General features: G+C 66.2%; 22 protein-coding genes and 1 pseudogene. 8 read left to right on the plus strand and 15 right to left on the minus strand.

Features of this window, described 5'->3' with window-relative positions; genetic code table 11:
- Positions 1-382: 382 nt before the first annotated feature.
- A pseudogene (locus M8859_RS37785) lies at positions 383-839 on the minus strand (LLM class flavin-dependent oxidoreductase).
- Positions 797-1,468, minus strand: a complete 672-nt coding sequence (locus M8859_RS37790; protein ID WP_443678230.1) for a deazapurine DNA modification protein DpdA family protein — start codon at positions 1,466-1,468, stop codon at positions 797-799. Before M8859_RS37790 ends, M8859_RS37785 begins: the two are co-directional and overlap by 43 nt.
- A 260-nt stretch (positions 1,469-1,728) precedes the next feature.
- On the opposite strand from M8859_RS37790, the gene M8859_RS30800 reads away from it, so the two are divergent.
- Positions 1,729-2,199: a hypothetical protein gene (locus M8859_RS30800; RefSeq protein WP_236565664.1), complete on the plus strand. Its 471-nt coding sequence runs from the start codon at positions 1,729-1,731 to the stop codon at positions 2,197-2,199.
- Between the two features lie 798 nt (positions 2,200-2,997).
- Here M8859_RS30800 and M8859_RS30805 read toward each other — a convergent pair.
- Positions 2,998-4,005, minus strand: a complete 1,008-nt coding sequence (locus tag M8859_RS30805) for an Acg family FMN-binding oxidoreductase (RefSeq protein WP_249645315.1) — start codon at positions 4,003-4,005, stop codon at positions 2,998-3,000.
- A 410-nt stretch (positions 4,006-4,415) separates the two neighbouring features.
- Between M8859_RS30805 and M8859_RS30810 the strand changes: the two genes are divergently transcribed.
- Positions 4,416-4,643 carry a hypothetical protein gene (locus M8859_RS30810; protein WP_249645316.1) on the plus strand — a complete coding sequence of 76 codons (228 nt, stop codon included), beginning with the start codon at positions 4,416-4,418 and terminating at the stop codon, positions 4,641-4,643.
- Between the two features lie 136 nt (positions 4,644-4,779).
- Here M8859_RS30810 and M8859_RS30815 read toward each other — a convergent pair whose 3' ends face one another.
- Positions 4,780-5,421, minus strand: coding sequence for a response regulator (locus M8859_RS30815; protein WP_195141103.1), 642 nt, complete (start codon positions 5,419-5,421; stop codon positions 4,780-4,782).
- Between the two features lie 206 nt (positions 5,422-5,627).
- Complete coding sequence (locus tag M8859_RS30820; RefSeq protein WP_249645317.1) at positions 5,628-5,963, minus strand: hypothetical protein; 336 nt, start codon at positions 5,961-5,963, stop codon at positions 5,628-5,630.
- A 357-nt stretch (positions 5,964-6,320) separates the two neighbouring features.
- On the opposite strand from M8859_RS30820, the gene M8859_RS30825 reads away from it, so the two are divergent.
- Together M8859_RS30825 and M8859_RS30830 are read left to right on the plus strand one after the other, a co-directional pair.
- Positions 6,321-6,917 (plus strand): sigma 54 modulation/S30EA ribosomal C-terminal domain-containing protein, encoded by a 597-nt coding sequence (locus tag M8859_RS30825; RefSeq protein WP_249645318.1) that lies wholly within the window; start codon positions 6,321-6,323, stop codon positions 6,915-6,917.
- Entirely contained in the window at positions 6,917-7,393 is a 477-nt protein-coding gene (locus M8859_RS30830; RefSeq protein WP_195141107.1) for a pyridoxamine 5'-phosphate oxidase family protein, read from the plus strand. The genes M8859_RS30825 and M8859_RS30830 overlap by 1 nt, the downstream gene beginning before the upstream one ends.
- 630 nt (positions 7,394-8,023) lie before the next feature.
- On the opposite strand, the gene M8859_RS37380 is transcribed toward M8859_RS30830, so the two are convergent.
- The 5 genes from M8859_RS37380 to M8859_RS30855 form a co-directional block, all read right to left on the minus strand.
- The gene (locus M8859_RS37380) at positions 8,024-8,206 is read right to left on the minus strand and encodes a universal stress protein (RefSeq protein WP_308221238.1); all 183 of its coding nucleotides are present in this window, start codon (positions 8,204-8,206) and stop codon (positions 8,024-8,026) included.
- Positions 8,164-8,922 (minus strand): universal stress protein, encoded by a 759-nt coding sequence (locus M8859_RS30840; RefSeq protein ID WP_308221239.1) that lies wholly within the window; start codon positions 8,920-8,922, stop codon positions 8,164-8,166. Before M8859_RS30840 ends, M8859_RS37380 begins: the two co-directional genes overlap by 43 nt.
- A 239-nt stretch (positions 8,923-9,161) precedes the next feature.
- Positions 9,162-10,907: a GAF domain-containing sensor histidine kinase gene (locus M8859_RS30845; RefSeq protein ID WP_195140928.1), complete on the minus strand. Its 1,746-nt coding sequence runs from the start codon at positions 10,905-10,907 to the stop codon at positions 9,162-9,164.
- Between the two features lie 486 nt (positions 10,908-11,393).
- Positions 11,394-12,050: a response regulator gene (locus tag M8859_RS30850; protein ID WP_195140881.1), complete on the minus strand. Its 657-nt coding sequence runs from the start codon at positions 12,048-12,050 to the stop codon at positions 11,394-11,396.
- A gap of 319 nt (positions 12,051-12,369) precedes the next feature.
- Positions 12,370-13,248, minus strand: a complete 879-nt coding sequence (locus M8859_RS30855; protein WP_249645319.1) for a DUF302 domain-containing protein — start codon at positions 13,246-13,248, stop codon at positions 12,370-12,372.
- Between the two features lie 243 nt (positions 13,249-13,491).
- On the opposite strand from M8859_RS30855, the gene M8859_RS30860 reads away from it, so the two are divergent.
- From M8859_RS30860 to M8859_RS30870, 3 genes are all read left to right on the plus strand, one after another.
- Positions 13,492-14,031, plus strand: coding sequence for a YbfB/YjiJ family MFS transporter (locus M8859_RS30860; RefSeq protein ID WP_249645320.1), 540 nt, complete (start codon positions 13,492-13,494; stop codon positions 14,029-14,031).
- The gene (locus M8859_RS30865) at positions 14,028-14,702 is read left to right on the plus strand and encodes an alpha/beta fold hydrolase (RefSeq protein ID WP_195140884.1); all 675 of its coding nucleotides are present in this window, start codon (positions 14,028-14,030) and stop codon (positions 14,700-14,702) included. The genes M8859_RS30860 and M8859_RS30865 overlap by 4 nt, the downstream gene beginning before the upstream one ends.
- Before the next feature lie 175 nt (positions 14,703-14,877).
- A complete protein-coding gene (locus M8859_RS30870; protein WP_195140885.1) occupies positions 14,878-15,162 on the plus strand; it encodes an efflux permease Rv1217c-related protein in 285 nt (94 codons plus the stop codon).
- A gap of 137 nt (positions 15,163-15,299) precedes the next feature.
- Here the strand turns inward: M8859_RS30870 and M8859_RS30875 are convergent, their stop codons facing one another.
- The 3 genes from M8859_RS30875 to M8859_RS30885 all read right to left on the minus strand — a co-directional run bounded on the left by M8859_RS30875 (position 15,300) and on the right by M8859_RS30885 (position 17,288).
- Positions 15,300-15,815 (minus strand): SRPBCC family protein, encoded by a 516-nt coding sequence (locus M8859_RS30875; protein WP_249645321.1) that lies wholly within the window; start codon positions 15,813-15,815, stop codon positions 15,300-15,302.
- Between the two features lie 110 nt (positions 15,816-15,925).
- The gene (locus tag M8859_RS30880) at positions 15,926-16,198 is read right to left on the minus strand and encodes a hypothetical protein (protein ID WP_249645322.1); all 273 of its coding nucleotides are present in this window, start codon (positions 16,196-16,198) and stop codon (positions 15,926-15,928) included.
- Between the two features lie 85 nt (positions 16,199-16,283).
- A complete protein-coding gene (locus tag M8859_RS30885; protein ID WP_249645323.1) occupies positions 16,284-17,288 on the minus strand; it encodes an Acg family FMN-binding oxidoreductase in 1,005 nt (334 codons plus the stop codon).
- A 135-nt stretch (positions 17,289-17,423) separates the two neighbouring features.
- Between M8859_RS30885 and M8859_RS37795 the strand changes: the two genes are divergently transcribed.
- On the plus strand, positions 17,424-17,822 hold the full coding sequence (locus tag M8859_RS37795; protein ID WP_372492956.1) for a glycosyl hydrolase family 65 domain-containing protein: 399 nt from the start codon (positions 17,424-17,426) through the stop codon (positions 17,820-17,822).
- A 52-nt stretch (positions 17,823-17,874) separates the two neighbouring features.
- Here M8859_RS37795 and M8859_RS30890 read toward each other — a convergent pair whose 3' ends face one another.
- Together M8859_RS30890 and M8859_RS30895 are read right to left on the minus strand one after the other, a co-directional pair.
- Positions 17,875-18,738 carry a universal stress protein gene (locus tag M8859_RS30890; RefSeq protein WP_195140890.1) on the minus strand — a complete coding sequence of 288 codons (864 nt, stop codon included), beginning with the start codon at positions 18,736-18,738 and terminating at the stop codon, positions 17,875-17,877.
- A 14-nt stretch (positions 18,739-18,752) separates the two neighbouring features.
- The gene (locus M8859_RS30895; protein WP_249645324.1) at positions 18,753-19,661 is read right to left on the minus strand and encodes a universal stress protein; all 909 of its coding nucleotides are present in this window, start codon (positions 19,659-19,661) and stop codon (positions 18,753-18,755) included.
- Positions 19,662-20,015: the final 354 nt, after the last annotated feature.

Here is a 20,015-nt window from a genome sequence, read left to right on the forward strand (position 1 = left end):
GCCCGCACCAGGGGGCACCGGACCTGCGGGGCCACCTTCGCGCCGAGCAACTCGATGTTGTGCAGGACCTTCTCGTGTGGCAGCGTGCCAACGCTGGTGTGCAACACGAACCGATCGAGCCCGAGGGTGTCGCGGATGTCGGCCACCTCTTCGGCGACATAGTCCGGCGTGCCGACGAACAGCGAACCCTCCTTCGAGCGCAGGCCGTCGAAACTGGGCGCGGGTCATCGGCCGAGCCGCGGTCGCGGCCGATGATGCTCATGGCACGCGCGTACGGCTCGTAGAAATCGAGGATGGCTTCCTCGTCGGTGTCGGCGATATAGCCGTGCGCATGCACCGCCACCGGCCGCCGCTCGTGCCCGCCCTCGGCGAGCACGCGGTGCTACAACTCGACCAGCGGCTCGAAGCGGGCGGCCTGGCCATCGATGATCGCGATGGCAAGCGGCAGGCCGAGCAGTCCGGCGCGCACCACCGATTCGGGGCTGCCGCCCGCCGCGATCCAGACCGGGAGCGGCCGGTTGTCGGTGCGCGGGTACACGGTGGTCTCGCGCAGCGGCGCCCGGAATCGGCCGGACCAGGTGACCGGCCGGTCCTCGCGCAGGTGCAGCAGCAGCGCCAGTTCTCCTCGAACAATGCGTCGTAGTCGGACAGGTCATAGCCGAACAGCGGGAACGACTCGGTGAAGGAACCGCGCCTGGCCATCAGTTCCGCGCGGCCGTTCGAGAGCCCGTCCAGCGTCGCGAAATCCTGGTACGCACGTACCGGTCGCCGGAGCTCAGCACGGTCACCGCGCTGGTCAGCCGGATCCGTTCGGTACGGGCCGCGATCGCGGCCAGCACGACGGCGGGCGCGGATCGGCAAAGTCCTTTCGATGGCGTTCGCCGACACCGTAGACGTCGAGCCCGGCCCGCTCAGTGGCGACGGCATCCTCGACCACCTCGCGCAGGCGCTCGCCCGCAGTCGGTGCGGGCCGATCGCCGACCGGATACAGCGCGGCGAATGTCGTGAGTCCCAGTTCCACGGTCGAGCCCCATCTCTCAGTAGTATCTATGTCAACCAATCCCGTAAACGGACCATAGTCCACCAGCATTCCGCCGGGGTGGATCCGCACGTCGGGCTGCGGCGGGGCAGCGGGCGTTCGCGGCGCACAGTAGGACCAGGCCATCGAGTCCGCACTCGACAGCAGCGCCCCGTAGCGGCTCAGGCCGGTGGTCTTGACCCCAAGCCCGTGCAGCCGGATCCCAGGCAGCTCGGTGGTGAGCACGGACATGATGCGTGCGACCTCACCGGTGCAGCGCGGGACGCGGAAGCACTCGAAGCTTGTCGACGTCCCATCGAACGCCGAGGCCTGCTTGCAGAGGGCCAGGATTTGGGCAGCGCGGCTTCCACTACCGCCACGGGTGGACGCCGACGGCCGAGTAGTCGATCGACAGGGTGGCAGGTCCGCGAGGGCACCTCGGCCCCGCAGCTATGACGCAGCGCACACCGCAGGGGCGGCGCACCGAATGAACCTATGGTCGCGACAGTTCGTAGTACAGGTGACGAGATGCAGTGTGCGCCTCGCTGAACAGCGACGAAAGGGACCGAAAGATGACCTCGGCCAAAAGATTCCAGCGTGCCGCTGTGCCGGTCGCAGCCACCGTGGTCGTATTCGCAGGGCTGCTGAGCGCCTGTGGTGGCGATGACGGGCGACCTGTTCCGGCGGCGGAGCCGGCATCGTCGACCACGGTGACCGCCGCGCTGGCGCCCGCTGCGGGGCAGGCTCCCGCGGTCGCGAAGACGCAGGGCTGGCTGAAGATCTACGTCGGAGCAGCCCCGGCCGGGACTGCGAATGCGGTGCAGCTCGATGTGACCAGCGATCCCAGTGTCGGGCAGTACGTGTCGGACGGGACGGGCCGGTCGCTATACCGGTTCGACAAGGACACCGCGAAGCCGTCGGCGTCCAACTGCGCCGGGCAATGTGCCGTGACATGGCCGCCGCTGACCGTTTCCCGCGACCAATCGGTCTACGCGTCGGGAGTCGACCCACAGCTCGTCGGGTTCATCGAACGGGCCGACGGCACATGCCAAATCACCCTCGGCGGCTGGCCGGTGTACTTCTTCTCGAAAGACAAGAAGCCAGGGGATCTGCTCGGCCAGGGCGTCGGGGGGACATGGTTCGCAGTGGCTCCGAATGGCGGCAAGGCTCTCGCCAAGTGATCCGAATGCCGCTGGATCAGCCACAGTAGGTCCAGTTGACGGGTTCGGCCCCGACCTCGTCGCCGCCGCGATGATCGACGGGGCCGAACCATCGCCGCCAGCGTCGACCTCTCGTCTCAGCGAGGCAGCCGCAACGGCGATGTGAGCAGTGAACTACGTCGACAGGGCGCCGTCGCGGACAGCCCGACAAAGCGGCCCCGCTGCCCGCCCCGGATCCCGTGGGACCCCACAGCCGACAGCGCATATGCGGACGATGGATGGGAGACCGACCAGCGGCGAATTACCCGCCCGGTCACAGAGTTGAGCACATGTCGCGCTGTCTGTGGCATGGAACGTCCGTCCGAGGCGTCGGTCGCGGCTGGGCGGACCCGCTGGGCGCGATGATGCCGTATCGGTCGACCTCGGCCGCGATGAAGGTCTGTCGACTACCAAGATGCCGGCAAGGTCGCGAAACCGGTACCCTGGCCGAACATACATGAGCCAACGTAGTTTCCGGCCGTCCGCATGGCGGTACGGTGGCTGCGGGGCCGCGCCTTGTTCGTCTTGCAACGGCGCGACGTACCCGTACCGGCCCTGCCGCCACCGGCGGTCAGTCACAAGAGTGAAGTGCTTCACCACCACGGGATCAGGTGGTGACCGCGTCGGCGGAGCGAACAACGGCGCCGCAGCGCGATCCCTGCTTTCTCCTCGAAGCATGCCTCGATCACCGCATCCGCGAAGTTCAGACCGGTGTACGGACCGATGATCGGTGGGGCGTTCAACCTCTAGGCACAGTCGGGGCGGGACCAGGTGCCGGCATCAGTGAGGTCCGGTGACGGTGAAAATGTCAGTGATCGGTCTGCGGGGCGTGGGTGGGATCGTGTCGCTGTCGTCGGGCGCGGTCCCGATACGGATCACCACCTGCGGTGTGGCTGTGCGGGGAATCAGGCTGGTGAGCAGCGTCCGGCCGGTCGGGAGCTCGGTGATGTCGGTCAGCGCACAGCTCGCCAGTCCGGCGGCGGTGCATTCGAGCAGGACCGCCGACAAGGCCTCGCCGGTGTGCAGCCAGCAGGGCACGGAGTCGGCGTGCGTGCTGAGCACCACCAAGCGCGCACGATCTTCAAGTTGCGCGCGGCGCATCGAATGCGGGGCGGAGGGGAAGACGCGTCCGACGCCGACGCGGGCGAATTCCGCGTCGGATACCAGCGCGGAGGGCGGCACACCCTCGGGTGTGTCGGGGTGTCCGGCCCACCACTCCAGTTCGGTCCGATACAGCAGGTCGTCATGGCGCAGGGCGCCCGCTTGCGCCGACGCGGCGGCCAGGCGCGGTCGGGCGGTTTCATCGAGCACGTCCAGTTGTACCTCATGCGGTGAGCTGAGCATGCGTATGTGGGGCAGGAGGTCGGCAAAACCCTCCGGTTCGGTCATCGGCAGCCGGTCGGTGCGCCGCTGGTCGATGGCCAGCGCGCGGGTGTGGACACCGGTGGGCGGATCCGGCCACGGCCGGAACTCGATCGCCGCCAGATGGTCTGATCGTTGCGGGTCGGGTACGCGGACGGTGTCGGTGTGCCAGCCCTGGTCGGCGAAGGCGGTGCGTAGGTGGTGCAGCACGGCTCCGCAGCTGATCACCAACTGTCTGCCGAGTGGATCGGTGGAGGGCAGCAGCCGGTCGCCGTCGGTGTACAGGTGCAGGCGGGTGCCGTCGAAAACCCAGCGCCACGGCTGGGTGTTGTGCACCGAAGGCGCGCGAGCAGCCAGCCGCACCGCGGCCAGGATCGTCGACCGATCGGGTACCGAAAGGGCAGGTGCATCATCGTGGGTGGTCATCTCTCGAGTCTTCCCCCAAGCGGCAGCCCTCGGAAACGGGCCTTCCGCCCGCACGACAGGGCCGTTGGTCACCCAGGCATCCGCACTCCACGCTGCCGACTCCAGACGTCGCTTGCTGCCGAGAAACACAATCCTCAGTTCCCCTCAGCGGACGCTCGATTCGATCACGAGCGATAGGCGGATGTGCCGCGGTGGCGGTCAGCGTGCAGCGACGCGGCTCACCAGCCGGTAGGTGTTCTGCATCGAGAAGACCGACAGCTTGGGCTCCGGTGTACTGAGGCACCGATGTCTCGGGTACGCGCATGTCGAGAATCTCGGTGAGTGGACGGCGTGGAGTCTCGGGAGTTTGCTCGGCGGCTTCGGGCGCGATACCGGCCCGGATTAGGACTTGCGGCAGGCTGGAGTGCACGGTGAGCTCACGGACGATGGCGCGGCTGCGCGGCATCTCGGTCAGATGTGTCAGCGGGCAGGTGGCGAACCCGGCGAGTGCGCATTCCAGCAGGACGGTGGACACCACCTCACCGCAGGGCACCGAGTCCTCCGCGGCGTCGCTGTCGCACGACAGCACCAGGATCACCGATCGGTCGGCGGTGGTCTCGCTGCGTTGCCACGTGTGGGGAACGGGCGGTTTATCGTGAGTCGCTGTTGCTCTGGGAGATCAGGACTTCCTGAGCAATGCCGGCTCCGGCGACGGTGCGCCCGGTCCACCATTGCAATTCGGCGCGGTATCCGGCGTCGTAGCGGCGCAGCGACGCGGAAACAAGCGGGGGCCTGTCAAGATAGTCTTTCCGGCTGTTGCAGCTTCGAGGCGAGTACTGCGGCTTGAGTGCGGCGTTCGACGCCGAGTTTGGTCAGCAGTCGCGAGACGTAGTTCTTGACGGTCTTCTCCGCCAGGAACATTCGACCAGCGATCTGCCGGTTGGTCAATCCTTCGCCGAGTAACCCGAGAAGGATGCGTTCCTGATCGGTGAGTCCGGCGAGTGGGCTGCTCTGCGCCTCGGCTCGGAGCTTGGCCCTGAGCGCGGGGGCCCCACGGTCGTCCAGCAGCGATCGACCGGCGCCGACGACGCGGATGGCATCGATGAGTTCAAGGCTTTTGATGTCTTTGACGACGTACCCGCTGGCCCCGGCCAGAATGGCATCGAGCTTGGCCTGTTCGTCGGTGAAGGAGGTGAGGATCAGGCAGCGCAGGTCCAGATCGGCCGCGAGTAGTTCGCGGCACAGCTCGATTCCGTTGCCGTCGGGTAACCGCACGTCCAGCACAGCGATGTCGGGGCGGAGCGCAGGAATGCGGGCCAGTGCCTGGGAGTAGCTGCCCGCTTCGCCGACGACGTCCAGGTCGGGCTCGAGGTCGACGAGGTCCGCGACGCCGCGGCGGACGATCTCGTGATCGTCGACCAGGAACACCTTCACCATGGACAACTCCTTCGTCTGGTCACCAACAGACTACGGAGTCCCCAGTCGTGCCGTCTGGTAGTTCGGACCGCTGATCGGTGACCGGGTTCGATCGACCGATTCTGCGGCGGGTCCACGTCGGTGAATCCGCCGGGTAAGGGATGCCTTGTCGTCCGTGTCATCGAGCGCCATTCCACGGGGTGATTTCTCCGATCGGCTTGTGGGCATCAGGTGCGGTGCGCGGCCCGGTGGAGTTCGGCGGTCGCCAGCCGTTGCGCCCATGTCCGGGCTCGTTCCAATTCGCCGTCGGCAAGGGGGCCGGCGATGTCGGTGACGAGGAAATCCATCGGATCGGCGGCAAGCTCGTAATCCGATCGGCGCAACCGTCTCCCCACGCCGCGCGCGGCCGACCCGGGCAGCCAGGGCGGAGTGGCGGCTTTGGTGCCGAATGCCGCGGCCCTGCTGCCGACCGGAGCGGTGGATGCCGCATCGAGCCATTCCCTGACACCGATGTCGACCGCCACCACTCCGCAGCTGCCGCCCTCATCGGCCGGTATGGGCACCGAGTTGCGTGCACCGGAACTTTCTACATGCGCGCATATCCCAGGTGCCGGATGGTCCAGAGGCGGGGATATGGGCCCCTGCCTCATGGACTTTTTGCTCTATGGGCCGACCGGTTGCCCTTGATGGCATGAGAGCTGACTTCGAACACCCGAGAAAGCGAGGCCGGCCCATGTCAATGATCGAGCCGCTGTCGCCCCCGATCGATCCAGTGATAGCGATCGAGACACGTGGGAAGATGGTGGATTGTGAAACGGCTCGGTTGGCGCGCGTGCTGACCGGAGTGCTGGGACGCCACGACATCACCACAACGGCGCGAGTTCGTCTGTCCTTGCAGGGGCACGGGGGAGCCAGCCCTCGTGCAGGTCAACGTCCGATTTCTCGATGTGCCGACCCGGGTTCAGATCAGCGGCCCGCGCGGATTCGTCGCCGCCTTCGCAGCTGGGCGACTCGATCAGCAGTTGACCCGGCTGGCCGGGCAAGGAGGATCCCGGCACTGGCCCGACCCCGCTCGTCCGCCACTTGCGCTGGTGTCCCGACAGCGGCCGATCGTGCGACGCAAAGTATGCGACCCGATCTGCACCAACCCGGCCGAGGCCGCCGCGATCATGGACGCGATGGACTACGACGCTCACCTGTTCGTCGATGACCACACTGGTGAGGACGCGATCGTCTTCTGGGCGGGACCGCTCGGGGTGCGGGTGGCCCGGCAACATCAGCTGCTACTCCAACGGACTACAGCAGCACCGATGTTCACCGTGCAGCCGCAGCCCGCACCGTGGCTGACCGACGAAGAGGCCGCCGCTCGGCTCTGCCGATACGGCCTTCCGTTTCTGTTCTACACCGATCCTCGCAGCCACCGTGGGCACCTGGTGTACCGCAGGTACGACGGGGACCTAGCGGTTGTCATGCCTGCGGTTTCCGAATCCGACGGTGCGGCGAAAGGGTTGTCGTGATCGAGCCAGGAACAAAAGGCGCCGCGCCGCGGGATGTGGTGGATCTCGACCGCGCCGAGGCGCTACGCCTGCTGGCGTCCACTCCGCTCGGCCGAGTCGTGTACACGCGCAACGCATTACCCGCAATACGTCCGGTGAATCACCTGGTCGATCGTGGGCTGATCGTAATTCGTACTCGTCTCACCTCCCGGCTCGCCGGCGCCGTAAGCGGCAATTCTCCGGTGGTAGTCACATACGCCGCCGACGACATCGACCCGATCCTTCGCGTTGGCTGGTCGGTCTCGGTGACGGGGCTGGCGCATACGGTTACCGATGCGGAGCGAATTGCGCGATACGAGCAGTTGCTTCGGCCATGGGTCGAAGGGGTGATGGACAGTGTCATCACGATCGAGCCGGCTATCGTCTCCGGCATCAGGCTCATCGAAAGTCAACCAACTGTGAGTGACGTCGACGGTCCATCCGGGGTCATACTGTGAGCGCGGCGTCGCCGGTCTCGTCGTGACCGACCACGAGGTAGCGGTGGTCGTGGCGCGCTACGGCAGTAACCCGGCCGAGTACTGAGTTGCTTCCCCAACTAGCCCGGGTGGCACAAGAATCCGTCCTCGAAGCTGGCGTGATTGATGTGCTTGATTCTCGGTCGTGGTGCGTAGGCACGAGTTGACCGAAGGACAGTAGCGGATCGTCGAGCCGTTGCTGCTGGCAATGTCAACGCCTACACCATGTTCACCCAGGCCCTGGCCGGGATCTGGATGTCACCACCGGGTCGGAGTCGGCCGTCGACTCGGGCGGGTGTCGGCAGACAAGGGCTATTCGACCCAAGCGATCCGCGGGCACCTTCGACAGCGTCATATCACACCACGATCCCCTTACGCAGCGATCAGCAGGCCAACCGTCGCCGTCGGGGCAGTGCTGGTGGTCGTCCACCGACCTTCGATCGGACTGCGTACCGGCGCCGCAATGTGGTCGAACGCTGCTTCATCCCGCTCGAGCAGTATCGGGCCATCACCACCCGATGCGACAAGACCGCGATTTGTTACCGAGGCATGCTCGATCCGGCCACCCTGCTCATATGGCTTTGAGGATGCCAGTCGCAGGTTGGCGATCGGTCAGCTCGGGTGGACGACCATGACTGGGCAGTCGGCGTGCTGTATGAGCCAGTTGCTGGTGGAACCGAGGAGCAGGCCACGGAAACCGCCACGGCCGCGGCTTCCTACCACGACCAGTTGCGCCTGCTTCGACCACTCGTTCAGGCGCTCACGTGGGCCGGTCGGATAGACCTTGCGGACCACGCTGACATCCGGATACTTTTCCTGCCAGCCCGCGAGCCGCTCGGCCAACAGCGCGTGCTCGCCGATTTCGCAGTTTTGAGGTAGGACGTTCCGGCGAACTCCCCGGCCGAGAGGTCGCTCCATGCATGGACAGCGATAAGTTCGGCGCCGCGCTCGGCCGCTTCGCTGAACGCGGCGGCGATGGCGGCTTCCCCGACTTCACTGCCGTCGACCCCTACGACAACCGGCCCGGTATCGCCGGCCTGCCTATCGCCCCGCACCACCACGGTGGCGCCATGGGCGTGTGCGGTCACCGCGAGCAGCGTAGATCCGAGATGAGCGACAGTTCCGACGCCCGGTGTGGCACCGAGGACCACCAGGTGCGCGTGCGTCGACAGCGCAACCAGCGACTGTGCCGCGTTCTGTTCGAAGAGTTCCGTGGCGATGGGCATCGCGGGCGCCTCCGCGCGTGCCTGCCCTGCGGCTTCGACGAGAAGTTCCGCTCCTCGCGCGCGCAGCGTCTCGCTGACCGTGGGCACCATCACGTCATAGCTGCCGAGTGCCGCGCGAGTCGCGGCGAAATCGATTCCGTGCACGATCAGCAGACGGCGGCAGCGATGCGCCGCCGTCCGGGCTGCCCAACGGACAGCGGCGGTGGCCGGGGCAGTGCCGTCGGTGCCGACGACTATGGCCGCGTCGGCGAGGGTGTGCGGATGCACGTCATGCTGGTCAGTCATGGCGATGCCCTTCGGTTCCGGGAAGTCTCTTCGATAGCGTAGGAAGCGGCGTTGTCCACGACAGCTGGCTTTGGTCATCGACCGAGGAGTCGATCGGCCGTCTCGGGCCCGGGGTCGGTCGGTGAGTACCCTGCGACTACCGGACCGCTACGAATGACCCTTCCGACAAGCATCGCGAGGGAGACGATGCTCGAGTCCACAGCCTGTCGGCACTAGAGCTTCGGGCCGAGCAATCCCAATCACGGCAGTGGCGCGGACCAGCGCAGCACGGTACCGCCCTCGGGCCGGTTCGTCAGGCTGAAGCTGCCGCCGGCATTCTCCGCCCGTGCCGCCAGGTTCGCCAGTCCGCTGCGGCGGGCAATGTCTTCCGGAATGCCCGCGCCGTCGTCTGCCACTTCGATCGTGACGTCGTCGTTGATCTGCAATTCGACCGCTACGGTGTTCGCGGCCGCATGTCGGACCACGTTGCTCACCGCCTCCCGCAGCACGGCTTCGACGTCGTCGGACAGGGGTGGTGTCAGCACGGTGACCGGGCCGGCGAGCCGGATGGTGGTCCGAAGGCCGGTCTCAGCGGTCATATCGACCACGATGCCATGCAGGTATTTCCGATACTTCGACGAGTCCGCCGCCGAATTACTCTGCAGATCGAAGATCGAGTGGCGGATGTCCTGAACGATGCTTTGCACGTCGTCGATCGTGTCTATCAGCCGGGACTTGACCTCGGGAGCACGTGCCCGCTGCGCTGTGCCCTGCAGGGACAGGCCCACCGCGAAAAGCCGCTGGATCACATGGTCGTGCAGGCCGCGGGCGATGCGGTCGCGGTCGGAGAGAACGTCGAGTTCACGCATCCGCCGCTGGGTGTCGGCTAATTGCAGCGCCACGGCCGCCTGGTCGGCGAAGGCCGCCATCATGGCCTGGGTGGCGGTATCCAGCGGTGCCGCTCCCGTCGGCCGCAGAGAGCCGAGGACGCCGATCACCGAGCCACGCGCACGCAGCGGAATGATCAAGACAGGTCCGGTCTCGGGCACCATCTCGGCGAACGTCCCATCCCGCAGTTCATCGACGGAGACGGGCTGTCCTGTCCGGAATGCGTTGCCCGCATGCGACCCCTCGACACCCACAAACAAGCCGTTCATCGCTTCCGAACTCGGCCCGGCGGCGGCGGTGACCAGAAGCTCGGTCACTTCATCGTGGGGAATGTCCGGATCCTCGGGCAAAGCGAGGAATGTGATCGCGGAGTCGGTCAGCGTCAGTGCGCGCTCGGCGACAAGTTGCAGGACTTCCTCCGGTTCGCCACCGGCCAGGAGCTCCGTTGCTACGTCGCGAATAGCTTCGAGCCATTGTTGCCGGATTCGAGATTGTTCGTAAAGACGAGCGTTCTCGATGGCGATGCCTGCCGCAGCGGCCAACGCTTGAACCACTACCTCGTCGTCATCGGTGAACTCTTGCCCATCTGCCTTTTCGGTCAAGTAAAGGTTGCCGAAGACTTCCTCGCGGACTTTGACCGGCACACCGAGGAAGGTGTGCATGGGCGGGTGGTGTGCGGGAAAACCCACCGAGGCGGGGTGGTCGGCGATTCTGGCCAGTCGTAGCGGTTTGGGTTCTTCGATAAGCAATCCGAGTACGCCGTGCCCGCGGGGTAGGTCGCCGATCATGACGCGGGTGCGGTCATCGATCCCTTCGTAGACGAACTCGGCCAGCTGATTGCTGGCTTCATCGGTTTCGCGGACACCGAGGGCGCCGTACCCGGCGTCGACGAGCTCGATGGCGGTGTGCACGATGGTGCGCAAGGTGTTGTCGAGGTCGAGTCCGGCGGTGACCACCAGCATGGCTTCGATGAGCCGGTCCATTCGATCGCGTACGTCGACGATCTGCGCGATCCGGTCCTGCACCTCGATGAGCAGCTCACGAAGCCGCAACTGCGACAAGGTCTCCGTCACCGAAGCCCGGCCGTTGGACCTGGGCGTGAACTGCTGGCCCTCCATGGACTGCATTCTCCCATGATCGAGCAGTCGGTTCCGCTCACAGCCGATCATCAGGACCGGGCGGATTGGCAGGGTGCTTCTCGCAGCTCAGATGCGACGTTCGACCCGAGCTCGAGTAGTAACTGCGAAGCTACACTTGCCTCGAGATTACGGAATGTCCGTGGGACCACGGTTCCGAGTGGGACTCGCATCGGTGTCCGCGGCCCCATGACAGGGGCCTGTGCCGTACGTTCGCTGCCATTACCTGCTCGGCGAAGGGATCCGCGCTGGTCGCGTGCGGTTCGCTCACCTGAGCCTAGCCTGCGATCTCCCGGTGATCGCGATCGCGGTATGGGAACTCCGCTTTCGAGAGGCCTATAGTCGGCCTGCGGTTTGCGATACAGGTGCCCGATGATCGCCGTCATGGCTACCAGTAGTTGCCGTTCGTCAGCTGACAACCTATCGGCCGGCCGGTGGTGGCGGAGGTGTTGCAGGGCGATCCAGTGTTCAGTAGCCGGCGTCGGGGCCGGACCGCTGTGACCGCAGTTTCGACACGTAGACGGCCGCCTGAGTTCGCCGTTCGAGACCGAGTTTGGCCAGCAATCGGGAGACATAGTTCTTGACCGTCTTCTCGGCCAGGAACATGCGTTCGGCGATCTGCCGGTTGGTCAGTCCTTCACCGAGCAGATCGAGAAGCTTGCGCTCCTGGTCTGTAAGCCCGGCCAGAGGTCCGTCCTGCTGGGTGTTCATGCGCAGCCGTTGCATCAGAGCGGCGGCGGCGCGGTTGTCCAGCAGGGAGCGGCCCGCGCCGACTTCTTTGATGGCCTTGGCCAGCTCCATGCCTTTGATGTCCTTGACCACGTAACCGCTGGCCCCGGCCAGGATGGCGTCGAGCATGGCTTGTTCGTCGGTGAACGACGTAAGGATGAGGCAGCGCAGGCCGTCGAGCTTCGACAGCAGGTCGCGGCACAGTTCGATTCCGTTGCCATCGGGCAGGCGCACGTCGAGCACGGCGACGTCCGGCCGCAGCGCCGGGATACGAGCGAGGGCCTGGGCGACATCACCCGCCTCACCGACGACCGACAACTCCGGATCCGCCGAGAGCAGATCAGCCAAGCCGCGGCGCACGATCTCATGATCGTCGACCAGAAACACCGTGATCATCGGTTGTCCAATCCGGTAAGAGTTTTGCGTCGAGATTACGCAACGAGCGGAGTTCCCGGACGGATCAGTCTCCTTCGCAGGTGACCGGTGACCGCTTCACCCGTCTCATCGAGTCTCGAGTCGGGCCGTGCATTCGCAACGCCGCCGGCTGCTCAGGTCCGTCGATATCCCGGCCATGATGGGGGCGAGATTTTCCGTGCCCCCGGCGCCGTCTCCGCTGGTAAATCCAGTTCTTCTCGGACAGGACGACGCCGTAAGCAACGTGCCCGCCATCGAAGTCGCCTACGAGGAAGCCCCCGACGCACCTCGATCAGGCCGGTCAGGTAGACGCCGGCGCCTCGGCTCGCAGGCTGTCCAAGGCGGCGGCCAGCCGCCGCCGCACGTCACCGGCGACCGAGCGCAGTTGCGCGCGGGCGATGATATGGACCAGTACATCGGGATCGATCACCTCGACCACTGTGCCGTTCTCGACCGAGCGCATGACCACACTGGAGGACATCACCAGGCCGGCCTGCCGGTCGGTGACCAGCGCCCGATATGCCAGTCGTGGAGCGCAGACGTTCACAATCCAGTAGTCCTCGATGTCCTCGCCGGTGTTCTCCCGCAGCATGGCCTGGACGTCGACCTCGGCCGTCACGATGAGCCCGTGGTGTCGCAATGCTTCCTTGGTACGTTCGACAGCGACGCCGAACGGTACGTCGAGACGGACCGCGATGGTTGTGGCCGGCGCGACCGGCACGCGGATCTCGGTCAGTAGACTCCGGGGATCGGTGACCTCGTCCGGGCCTATCAGGTAAGCCTCGGTCGGCGGTCCGATCGGGCGGTAGCCGCCATCGCGCATCCACTGCCGTAGCGCCTGATAGGCCGCACTCAGGTTGTGGTAGCTACCGCGGTGGCAGGTGCGGGCGACCAAGGTTCCGGCCATTACGACTACCTGCGCGCCGTAACTCGGTCCGAGGTTGGGCGCGGGCTCCACCGGGACGCCGAATTCCACCGCGATCGCCTCGTCTGCGGGCATTTCGTCGTGGAATGTGATCGTCGGCGCGCCGCTGGCGGTCAGCCCGGCACGCTGCACGATACGGGTCGCCTCTCGCATGCCTTCGACGATGTCCTCGCCCAGGAGATCCGGTCGGACCTCGCGTGGCACCCGCAGCACCGCCTCCGGCGCCGACTCGACCAAGGCCACCTGGTAGTCCACTGACGCCTCCTCTGGTTTGTCCTGCCACGAGCGTGCGCCCTGACAGCTGCGGCTGCACAGGGGCGAAGGTCCTGCTCTTGTGGGTAGTACTACCGCGCTAGACCCTGAGGACGGAAGTGCACTACCAGCGGAGGTCCCCGCCCTGCCGCAATGAGCACCGCAACCGGCACCACATCCGCTTGCCGCCTGATGCTGTGTGCCACCGCGCGTGGGCGGCTCGGATAGTGGCGGCTCGGCGCGCACTTGCTCGACGACGAGTTCCTCCACATCACCTACATCACATTCCTGTCCGCGTACCTGCTCGACCGGTCGGCGCCGACCATTCAGGTCATGGGGGTGTGGATTACCCTGGGGCTCGCGGTGATCATCGGACCCGCGCTGTGGCGTCGGCCGATCGCGCGCCGGCCCGGCCACCGGGTGCTCGCCGGGGTACTGGCCGCGCTCGGCGGTGGCGCGGCGCTCGCTCTGATCTCCTCGAATGCCGCTGTCGCACTGGTCTCTTCAGCTGTATTCGGGGCCACGTTCATGACTGTTCCTGCCGTTGTCACCGCCATTGTCAAGAAACACACCCCGGCAGCGGACTGGACCCCCACACTCGCCGCCTGCACCGTCGTTTTCGCGGCCGGGCAGACGCTCGGGCCGTGGGCCGCCGGCGCGCTCGCCGATCGCCTCGGCACCACCGCGCCCGTGCTGTGGACTGTGCTGCTCTGCGCCGTCGCATCCATCCTCGCGGCGACGCAATCTCTTCCCGATCCCACCCAGAAGGAGAACGAACACCCATGACAACCTTCGTCCTGATTCCTGGCATGTGCCACGGCGGATGGTGTTTCGAGAACCTCACCGATGAGCTGCGCGAACAAGGACATCGGGTACTTCCGTTGACGCTGACCGGTGTGGGCGAACGAAGCCACCTGCGCCACACGGTCGTGAACCTGGACACCCATATCGAGGATGTCACCGCAGTGTTGGCGGCCGAGAACGTGCACGAGGCGGTGTTGGTCGGCCACAGCTACGGCGGCATGGTGATCACCGGGGCAGCGGACCGCTCGCCGGATCGAGTCACGTCACTGGTGTACGTGGACGCCATGGTGCCCGACCATGGTGATTCCTGCTGGGATCTCGCCTCGGAGCAGGAGCATCGGTGGTATCTGGACGTGGTGGACACCGGCGATGCAGTCCGCCCGCTCCCGTTCTTCGACCCCCGTGCGACACCGCATCCCCTGGCCTCGGTGCTACAGCCACTGAAGCTCACCGGCCATCTCGCCCACATCCGCAGCCGCACCTACGTCTACGCCGCCGGATGGGAAACTCCTTCGCCGTTCACCACCGTTCACGCGCGCCTGAGCCGAGAACCCGCCTGGACGACGTATTCGCTCGATGGTGGGCACAACCTCATGCGGGACAATCCCGAAGGCCTGCTGAAGATCTTGCTCAGCACCACCAGAGCGCACTGACCGGTAGCCGGCGGTCTCGGACACGATCTTCGCGGCGCTCAATCAGGCGCAACCGAGCAGGCCCAGCAGTTGAGGCGCCAGAGTCTGGATCCTTGTCCGATTTCGGTGTTCGAATTCGTCGATCCGCTCGATCAGCCTCGAATCGAGTCCGGTGCATAGTCAGAAGGACTGCCCGGTGGTGACTTTCGCTTCTTACGCGAGCACAACGACGCAGCGAACGATGAGGGTAAATGCTGTGCCGTTGGCATGGGCTGTGTTCGCGTACTGCGCTGTGGCAGCGCTCTTCACGGCGGCATTCGATCTGCCCGCCTGGTTCGACGACGCTTCGCCCTTCGCACATATTCCCAAGGTGCCTCTCCAAACCGTCACCGCCGCCGACATGCTCGTGATCACGGTGCCGACGGTGGCCCTTCTGGTCGTGGGATCGGTCGGATTCCGCCGCCGCGACGCCGGTTACTGAGACTCTCGATTCCGTGGCATGGTTCGAGGCGGGTGGTATAACCGAGCGCGACTGAGGGTGGTCACCCCGGGGAGTGGCCGAAGTCGTCGTAGTCATCGATGTAGCGCGGCCTTTGCGCCCGCCGGGCAGGGTCTTGGTCACATCGCTGACTGGCGCTGCTGTCCGAGTCGTTCCGCGCGCTGTTTGATTCCCAGCAGCATCTTCCGCTCCATGAGCAGACTGCCCGGTTCCATCACGAGCAGGTAGAACAGGCGAGTGAGCTGAGATGCGCCGGTCAGAGCGATGCGGTTGCGGCTGACCAGCCGGGTGGTCTCGCCCATCGGGTAGAGGCCGAACGCCCATACCCAACGTCCGTCCTTGGAGGCGAACACCAAAGCACGTTCAGGATCGAGAAGCGCCACTCGCATACGGGGCCCCGACGTGCCGAGAGCGAAGGTGTCACCGACCGTGAGGTTTTGGAATTGGGGCAGGATCTGCTGGGCGCTGTGCATATCGAGGCCCAGCAGGTTCTCGATCCAGTCGTAGGTGTACGCGCCGCCCCTGCCCGGGCCCATCTGGACCAGCCAAGGCCAGATCGCGGCGGTGCCCGTGCGGATGGTGATTGCGCGAGTCGAGACGATGTCGGCCTCGACAAGCAGATCGTCGCCGGGCATCACACGCGCGATCTCTTCACCCGCGGCTCCCCAAGTCGAAAGCTTGGTGTGCAGCCGACTTTTGCTCAGCGTGCGGGCTATCGGGGGGATGATGGCGGCAGATGTCGTGTTCATGACGTGCTATCTCTCTTCGAATTCGCGCGAGTACGCCAGAGTGTGAGGCCCCACCACCACAGCTGCAGCGCGAGACCGAGGTAGATGAGAAGAGCGGAATACACCAACTCCGGCCCGTAGTCGTGCGCCCAGCCCGGCAGCATGGTCAGCCCTACGAGCGCTCCGACCAGCATCACCGAGGCGATCAGCATCGCCGGGACCGCCAGCGGCTGGACATCTCGAGACTGTTCCTGGCGGGGTCTGCCTCTGAAGGTCGAATGGGTTGTCATCTCACACTGCCTGTTCGCGCGGCTGGGTGGAAGCAAGGCATCGATCCCGCCTGGACGGGTTGGATAGCCTGGATGCGGGTCTGGATCACTGCGTCGGGTCGATTTCGGGCATGGCGAGGATGTCGCTGAGCGGGCGGCGCGGGGTCGCGGGCGTGTTCCGATCGGACTCGGAGGCGATACCCACGCGGATGAGGACTTGCGGGAGGCCGGAGTGGCCACTCGGGCCGATCAACCCGCGCACGACCGATCGGGCGCCTGGCATTTCTGTGAGATGGGTCAGCGGGCACGTCGCGAATCCGGCGAGGGCGCATTCCAGTAACACAGTGGACAGCACTTCACCGCAGCGCAACAGGTCCTCGGGTGTGTCGCGGTCGGTGGAGAGCACGAGGATCACCGAATGGTCCTCGGGGACCTCGCCGCGCCGGTTGCCGGTGGCAGTGGTGGGAAACTCGCGACCCACGGCCACTCGCTGCCGTTCCTCTCGGGAGATCAACGCTTCGCTCGGGATCCCTGCGTCGGCGATGGTATGTCCGGTCCACCATTGCAGTTCGGCGTGGTAGCCGGCGTCGTAGCGGCGCAGCGCAGCGCTCATCTCCGAGGCGCGGGCCAAAGCGGGACGGCTTTCGTCGCCCAGTACATCGAGTGTGGCGTCGGAGGGATCGAAGGTCGACCGCAGCACGTATTCGAAGTCGGGCCATCCGGTGGGCGATCGGAACGGGAGCCGGTCGGTGTGCCGTCGCAGGATGGCGTCGGCGCGGGCGCGGTCGGCTTCGGTGATGATCCGGGCTGGTTCGAAGGTGATGTTGGCCAAGTGCTCGCAGCGGTTCGGGTCGGGGAAGTGGGCGACATGGACTCGCCAGCCCGCGGCGGCCATCGCGGCGCGCAGATGGTCCAGGGCGATGCCGCAGCTGATGAGCATCTGTCTGCCGGATGTGTCCGTCGCCGGGAGCATGCGTTCGGGCACGGCGAACAGCCGCAGGATGTGGCCGTCGAAGCTCCAGTGCCAGGGTTGGCTGTTGTGCAGCGATGGCGCCCGGCCGGCGAGCAGGACGGCCTTCTCGATGGTTTCCCCGGTCGGTTGCTGGTTCATACCGTCACGGTAGGCATCCGTACCGATGCCCCGGAGGAGTCGTAGGTCCCGAATTGCACCGCAGGCGGTCCTTTCCGGGACAGCTGTTGCGGGACCTCGGCCACTGGACGGGAGTTATCAGCGCGTTCAGGCTGGATGTGTGGAGATAGCTGCTGCGGCCGGACCGCTGATCGATGCTCGCAGGCACGACGCGGTGATCTTCGATATGGATGGTGTGGTGACCGATGGTGCGTCGATCCACGCCGCGGCCTGGACGGAACTGTTCGACGCCTTCTTACATCACCGTCCGGCCGGCACCGGACAGGAACGCTCACAGTTCACCGGACGCGCCAGGACCGCTTGGTCTTCTGCCCGTACTGGCCCGTCTCACTGGGTGCCCTGTCGTTCCCGGTTATCTATCGCGGCCACCGGCTGACCGTGCGAGTCAGCGGGAACGGCATCGAGATCAGCTCGGATCCCGGCGCGTCGGGCCGATCGACATCACCTGCCGGGACCAGACCGCACGCCTGGCGCCCGGCGACACGGTCCGGCTGATGAACTCGATTCCGACGTCCCCGGGATGACTCGGTCGCGTCGGGTGCGGCGGTCAGCTCTGCGACCTGGCGATGATCACGGGCACCGTGGCCCCGTGCAGCACCGCCTGGCTCACCGAACCGAGAGTCATTCCCGCGAAACCGCCACGGCCGTGACTGCCGACGACGATCAGCTGTGCGTTGGCGCCCTCGGCGAGCAAGCGTCTGGCGGGGCGATCTTCGACCACGACGCGCCGAACCCGCACCTGCGGGTACTGCTCGCCGAACCCGGCCAGGCTCTCAGCGAGCGCTTCCTCGCCTTCGCTCTGCATCTCGGCGCGCGAGGCATAGCGGAAGAACTCCGACCAGGTATGGACCGCGACCACCTCGGCACCGCGGTGGTCCGCTTCGTAGAAGGCGATCTCGACCGCACGCGCACCGCACGCCGAGCCGTCCACGCCCACGACCACTGGGCCGTCGGCACGCTCGGCGTCGATGGGCACCACGGCGACCGGGCAGGCGGCGTGCCGGGCCAGTGCCGTGCTCACCGAACCCAGGATGCTGCGGCTGAAAGCGCCCAGACCATGGGTGCCGACCACGAGCAACCGCGCGGACTTCGATCGGTCGCGCAAGACCGGGATCGGAGGCGCTTCGGCGAGCTCAGTGCTGATCTCCAGTTCACCGATGGGGCCGGCCGCTGTCGCGGCGGCATCTCGCGCGGCCATCAGTGCCGCCTTCGCCTGCCTGCGGTAACTGTCGTAGTCGATCTGCTCCAGTGCGACGCCCGGTCCGAAATCGGCGGGCACGGGAATCGATTCGATGATGTGCAGTGGCGCGTGGCGGCGGGCCGCGGCGGTCGCTGCGAAGCGCACGGCGGCCAGCGCGGAGTCGGACCCGTCGACGCCGACGAGGACGGGGGAATTGATATCGTCAGACATGTTTTTCGCTTTCTCTACGCTTGGTGGGCGACCATGACCGGGCAGTGAGCATGCTGGACAAGGGAATTGCTGACGGAGCCGAGCAGCAGACCGCGGAATCCGCCGCGCCCCCGGCTGCCGACCACGAGCAGTTGCGCGGACTTCGACCATGCGGTGAGCAGGTTGTATGGCCGGGCGACGGCGACCTCGCGAGTGACTTCGACCGCGGGATACTTCTCCTGCCAACCCGCGAGTTGCTCGGCGAGCAGAAGTTGTGCGGCGGTCTCCAGCTCGCGGGCCGGAAGGAGTTCGGTGGCACTGGAATGGAAGGCGAAGTCGGTGGCGACATGCACTGCGACCAACGAAGCCCCGCGGAGGTCGGCCTCGGCGAATGCGGCACCGACCGCGGCTTCGGCGGCGGGGCTGCCGTCCACTCCGACGACGACGGGTCCGTCGGTGCGCGTGCGTTGCTCACTGCCGGTGTCGTGCACGACCACGATGCCGCCGTGGCCGTGTGCGGTGACCGCGAGCAGTGTCGATCCGATGTGGGCGAGTTCGCCGCCTCGCCCGGCGCCGAGCACCATCAGGTGCGCGGATGCGGAGTGCTCGATGAGGACGGTGGCCGGGTGGGCAGGCGACAACTCGGTGTCGACGCGCAGTCCCGGATCGACGCGGCGGGCCAACCGTGCCGAACAGGCCAATCGGGCGGCGCCTTCTTCTCGCAGTCGCTGGGCGACAGCGGGGATCATCAGGTCGTACATGCCGAAGATGGCCTGGCTGGCCGCCAGGTCGAGGCCGTGGACGATCAACAGCCCGCGTCCACGCCGAGCGGCTGTCTCGGCGGCCCAGCACACGGCCGGATCGGAAGTTTCCGAACCGTCGATGCCGACGACAACCGGAGCCGATGCCAAGTGGTGCGGATTGTCCGGAGAAGAGGCGGACATGGTGGTAACCCCTTTGGAGAGTGCAGTTCCTGTACTCGAAGCGTAGGAACCGGCGCGCCCACAGACGTCTGGCGTTGGTCCCGAATTCCGAGGGCCTTCGGCCACACACTCGGGCGCCCGGTCCGAGATCGACGTCCCAGGGCTTGTTCGGAACCCTGGCCTGCAGCGGGTCGTGTTTCGGGATCTCGCCCCTGGGCCGGTTGGCATACGGTGCGCTCCGAAGGGCCGGTCTCGCGGCAGGGTCGTCATGCGGACGCGCTGGTCCCGTCCGGTAGTGCGTGGACATGTGGTGGGAGTTCGCGCTTGCTGGCACGTCACGTGTGGTGCGTGATCCGGTCGAGTTCGGTATGCGCA

It is taken from the genome of Nocardia sputi (genome assembly GCF_023501985.1).

Bases quoted from the DNA above. Each gene is read 5' to 3' on its own strand.
- M8859_RS30805 (WP_249645315.1), bottom strand. From the start codon at position 4,005: ATGACCACCCACGATGATGCACCTGCCCTTTCGGTACCCGATCGGTCG.
- M8859_RS30815 (WP_195141103.1), bottom strand. From the start codon at position 5,421: ATGGTGAAGGTGTTCCTGGTCGACGATCACGAGATCGTCCGCCGCGGC.
- M8859_RS30840 (WP_308221239.1), bottom strand. From the start codon at position 8,922: ATGACTGACCAGCATGACGTGCATCCGCACACCCTCGCCGACGCGGCC.
- M8859_RS30845 (WP_195140928.1), bottom strand. From the start codon at position 10,907: ATGGAGGGCCAGCAGTTCACGCCCAGGTCCAACGGCCGGGCTTCGGTG.
- M8859_RS30850 (WP_195140881.1), bottom strand. From the start codon at position 12,050: ATGATCACGGTGTTTCTGGTCGACGATCATGAGATCGTGCGCCGCGGC.
- M8859_RS30865 (WP_195140884.1), top strand. From the start codon at position 14,028: ATGACAACCTTCGTCCTGATTCCTGGCATGTGCCACGGCGGATGGTGT.
- M8859_RS30875 (WP_249645321.1), bottom strand. From the start codon at position 15,815: ATGCCCGGCGACGATCTGCTTGTCGAGGCCGACATCGTCTCGACTCGC.
- M8859_RS30880 (WP_249645322.1), bottom strand. From the start codon at position 16,198: ATGACAACCCATTCGACCTTCAGAGGCAGACCCCGCCAGGAACAGTCT.
- M8859_RS30885 (WP_249645323.1), bottom strand. From the start codon at position 17,288: ATGAACCAGCAACCGACCGGGGAAACCATCGAGAAGGCCGTCCTGCTC.
- M8859_RS37795 (WP_372492956.1), top strand. From the start codon at position 17,424: ATGTGTGGAGATAGCTGCTGCGGCCGGACCGCTGATCGATGCTCGCAG.
- M8859_RS30890 (WP_195140890.1), bottom strand. From the start codon at position 18,738: ATGTCTGACGATATCAATTCCCCCGTCCTCGTCGGCGTCGACGGGTCC.
- M8859_RS30895 (WP_249645324.1), bottom strand. From the start codon at position 19,661: ATGTCCGCCTCTTCTCCGGACAATCCGCACCACTTGGCATCGGCTCCG.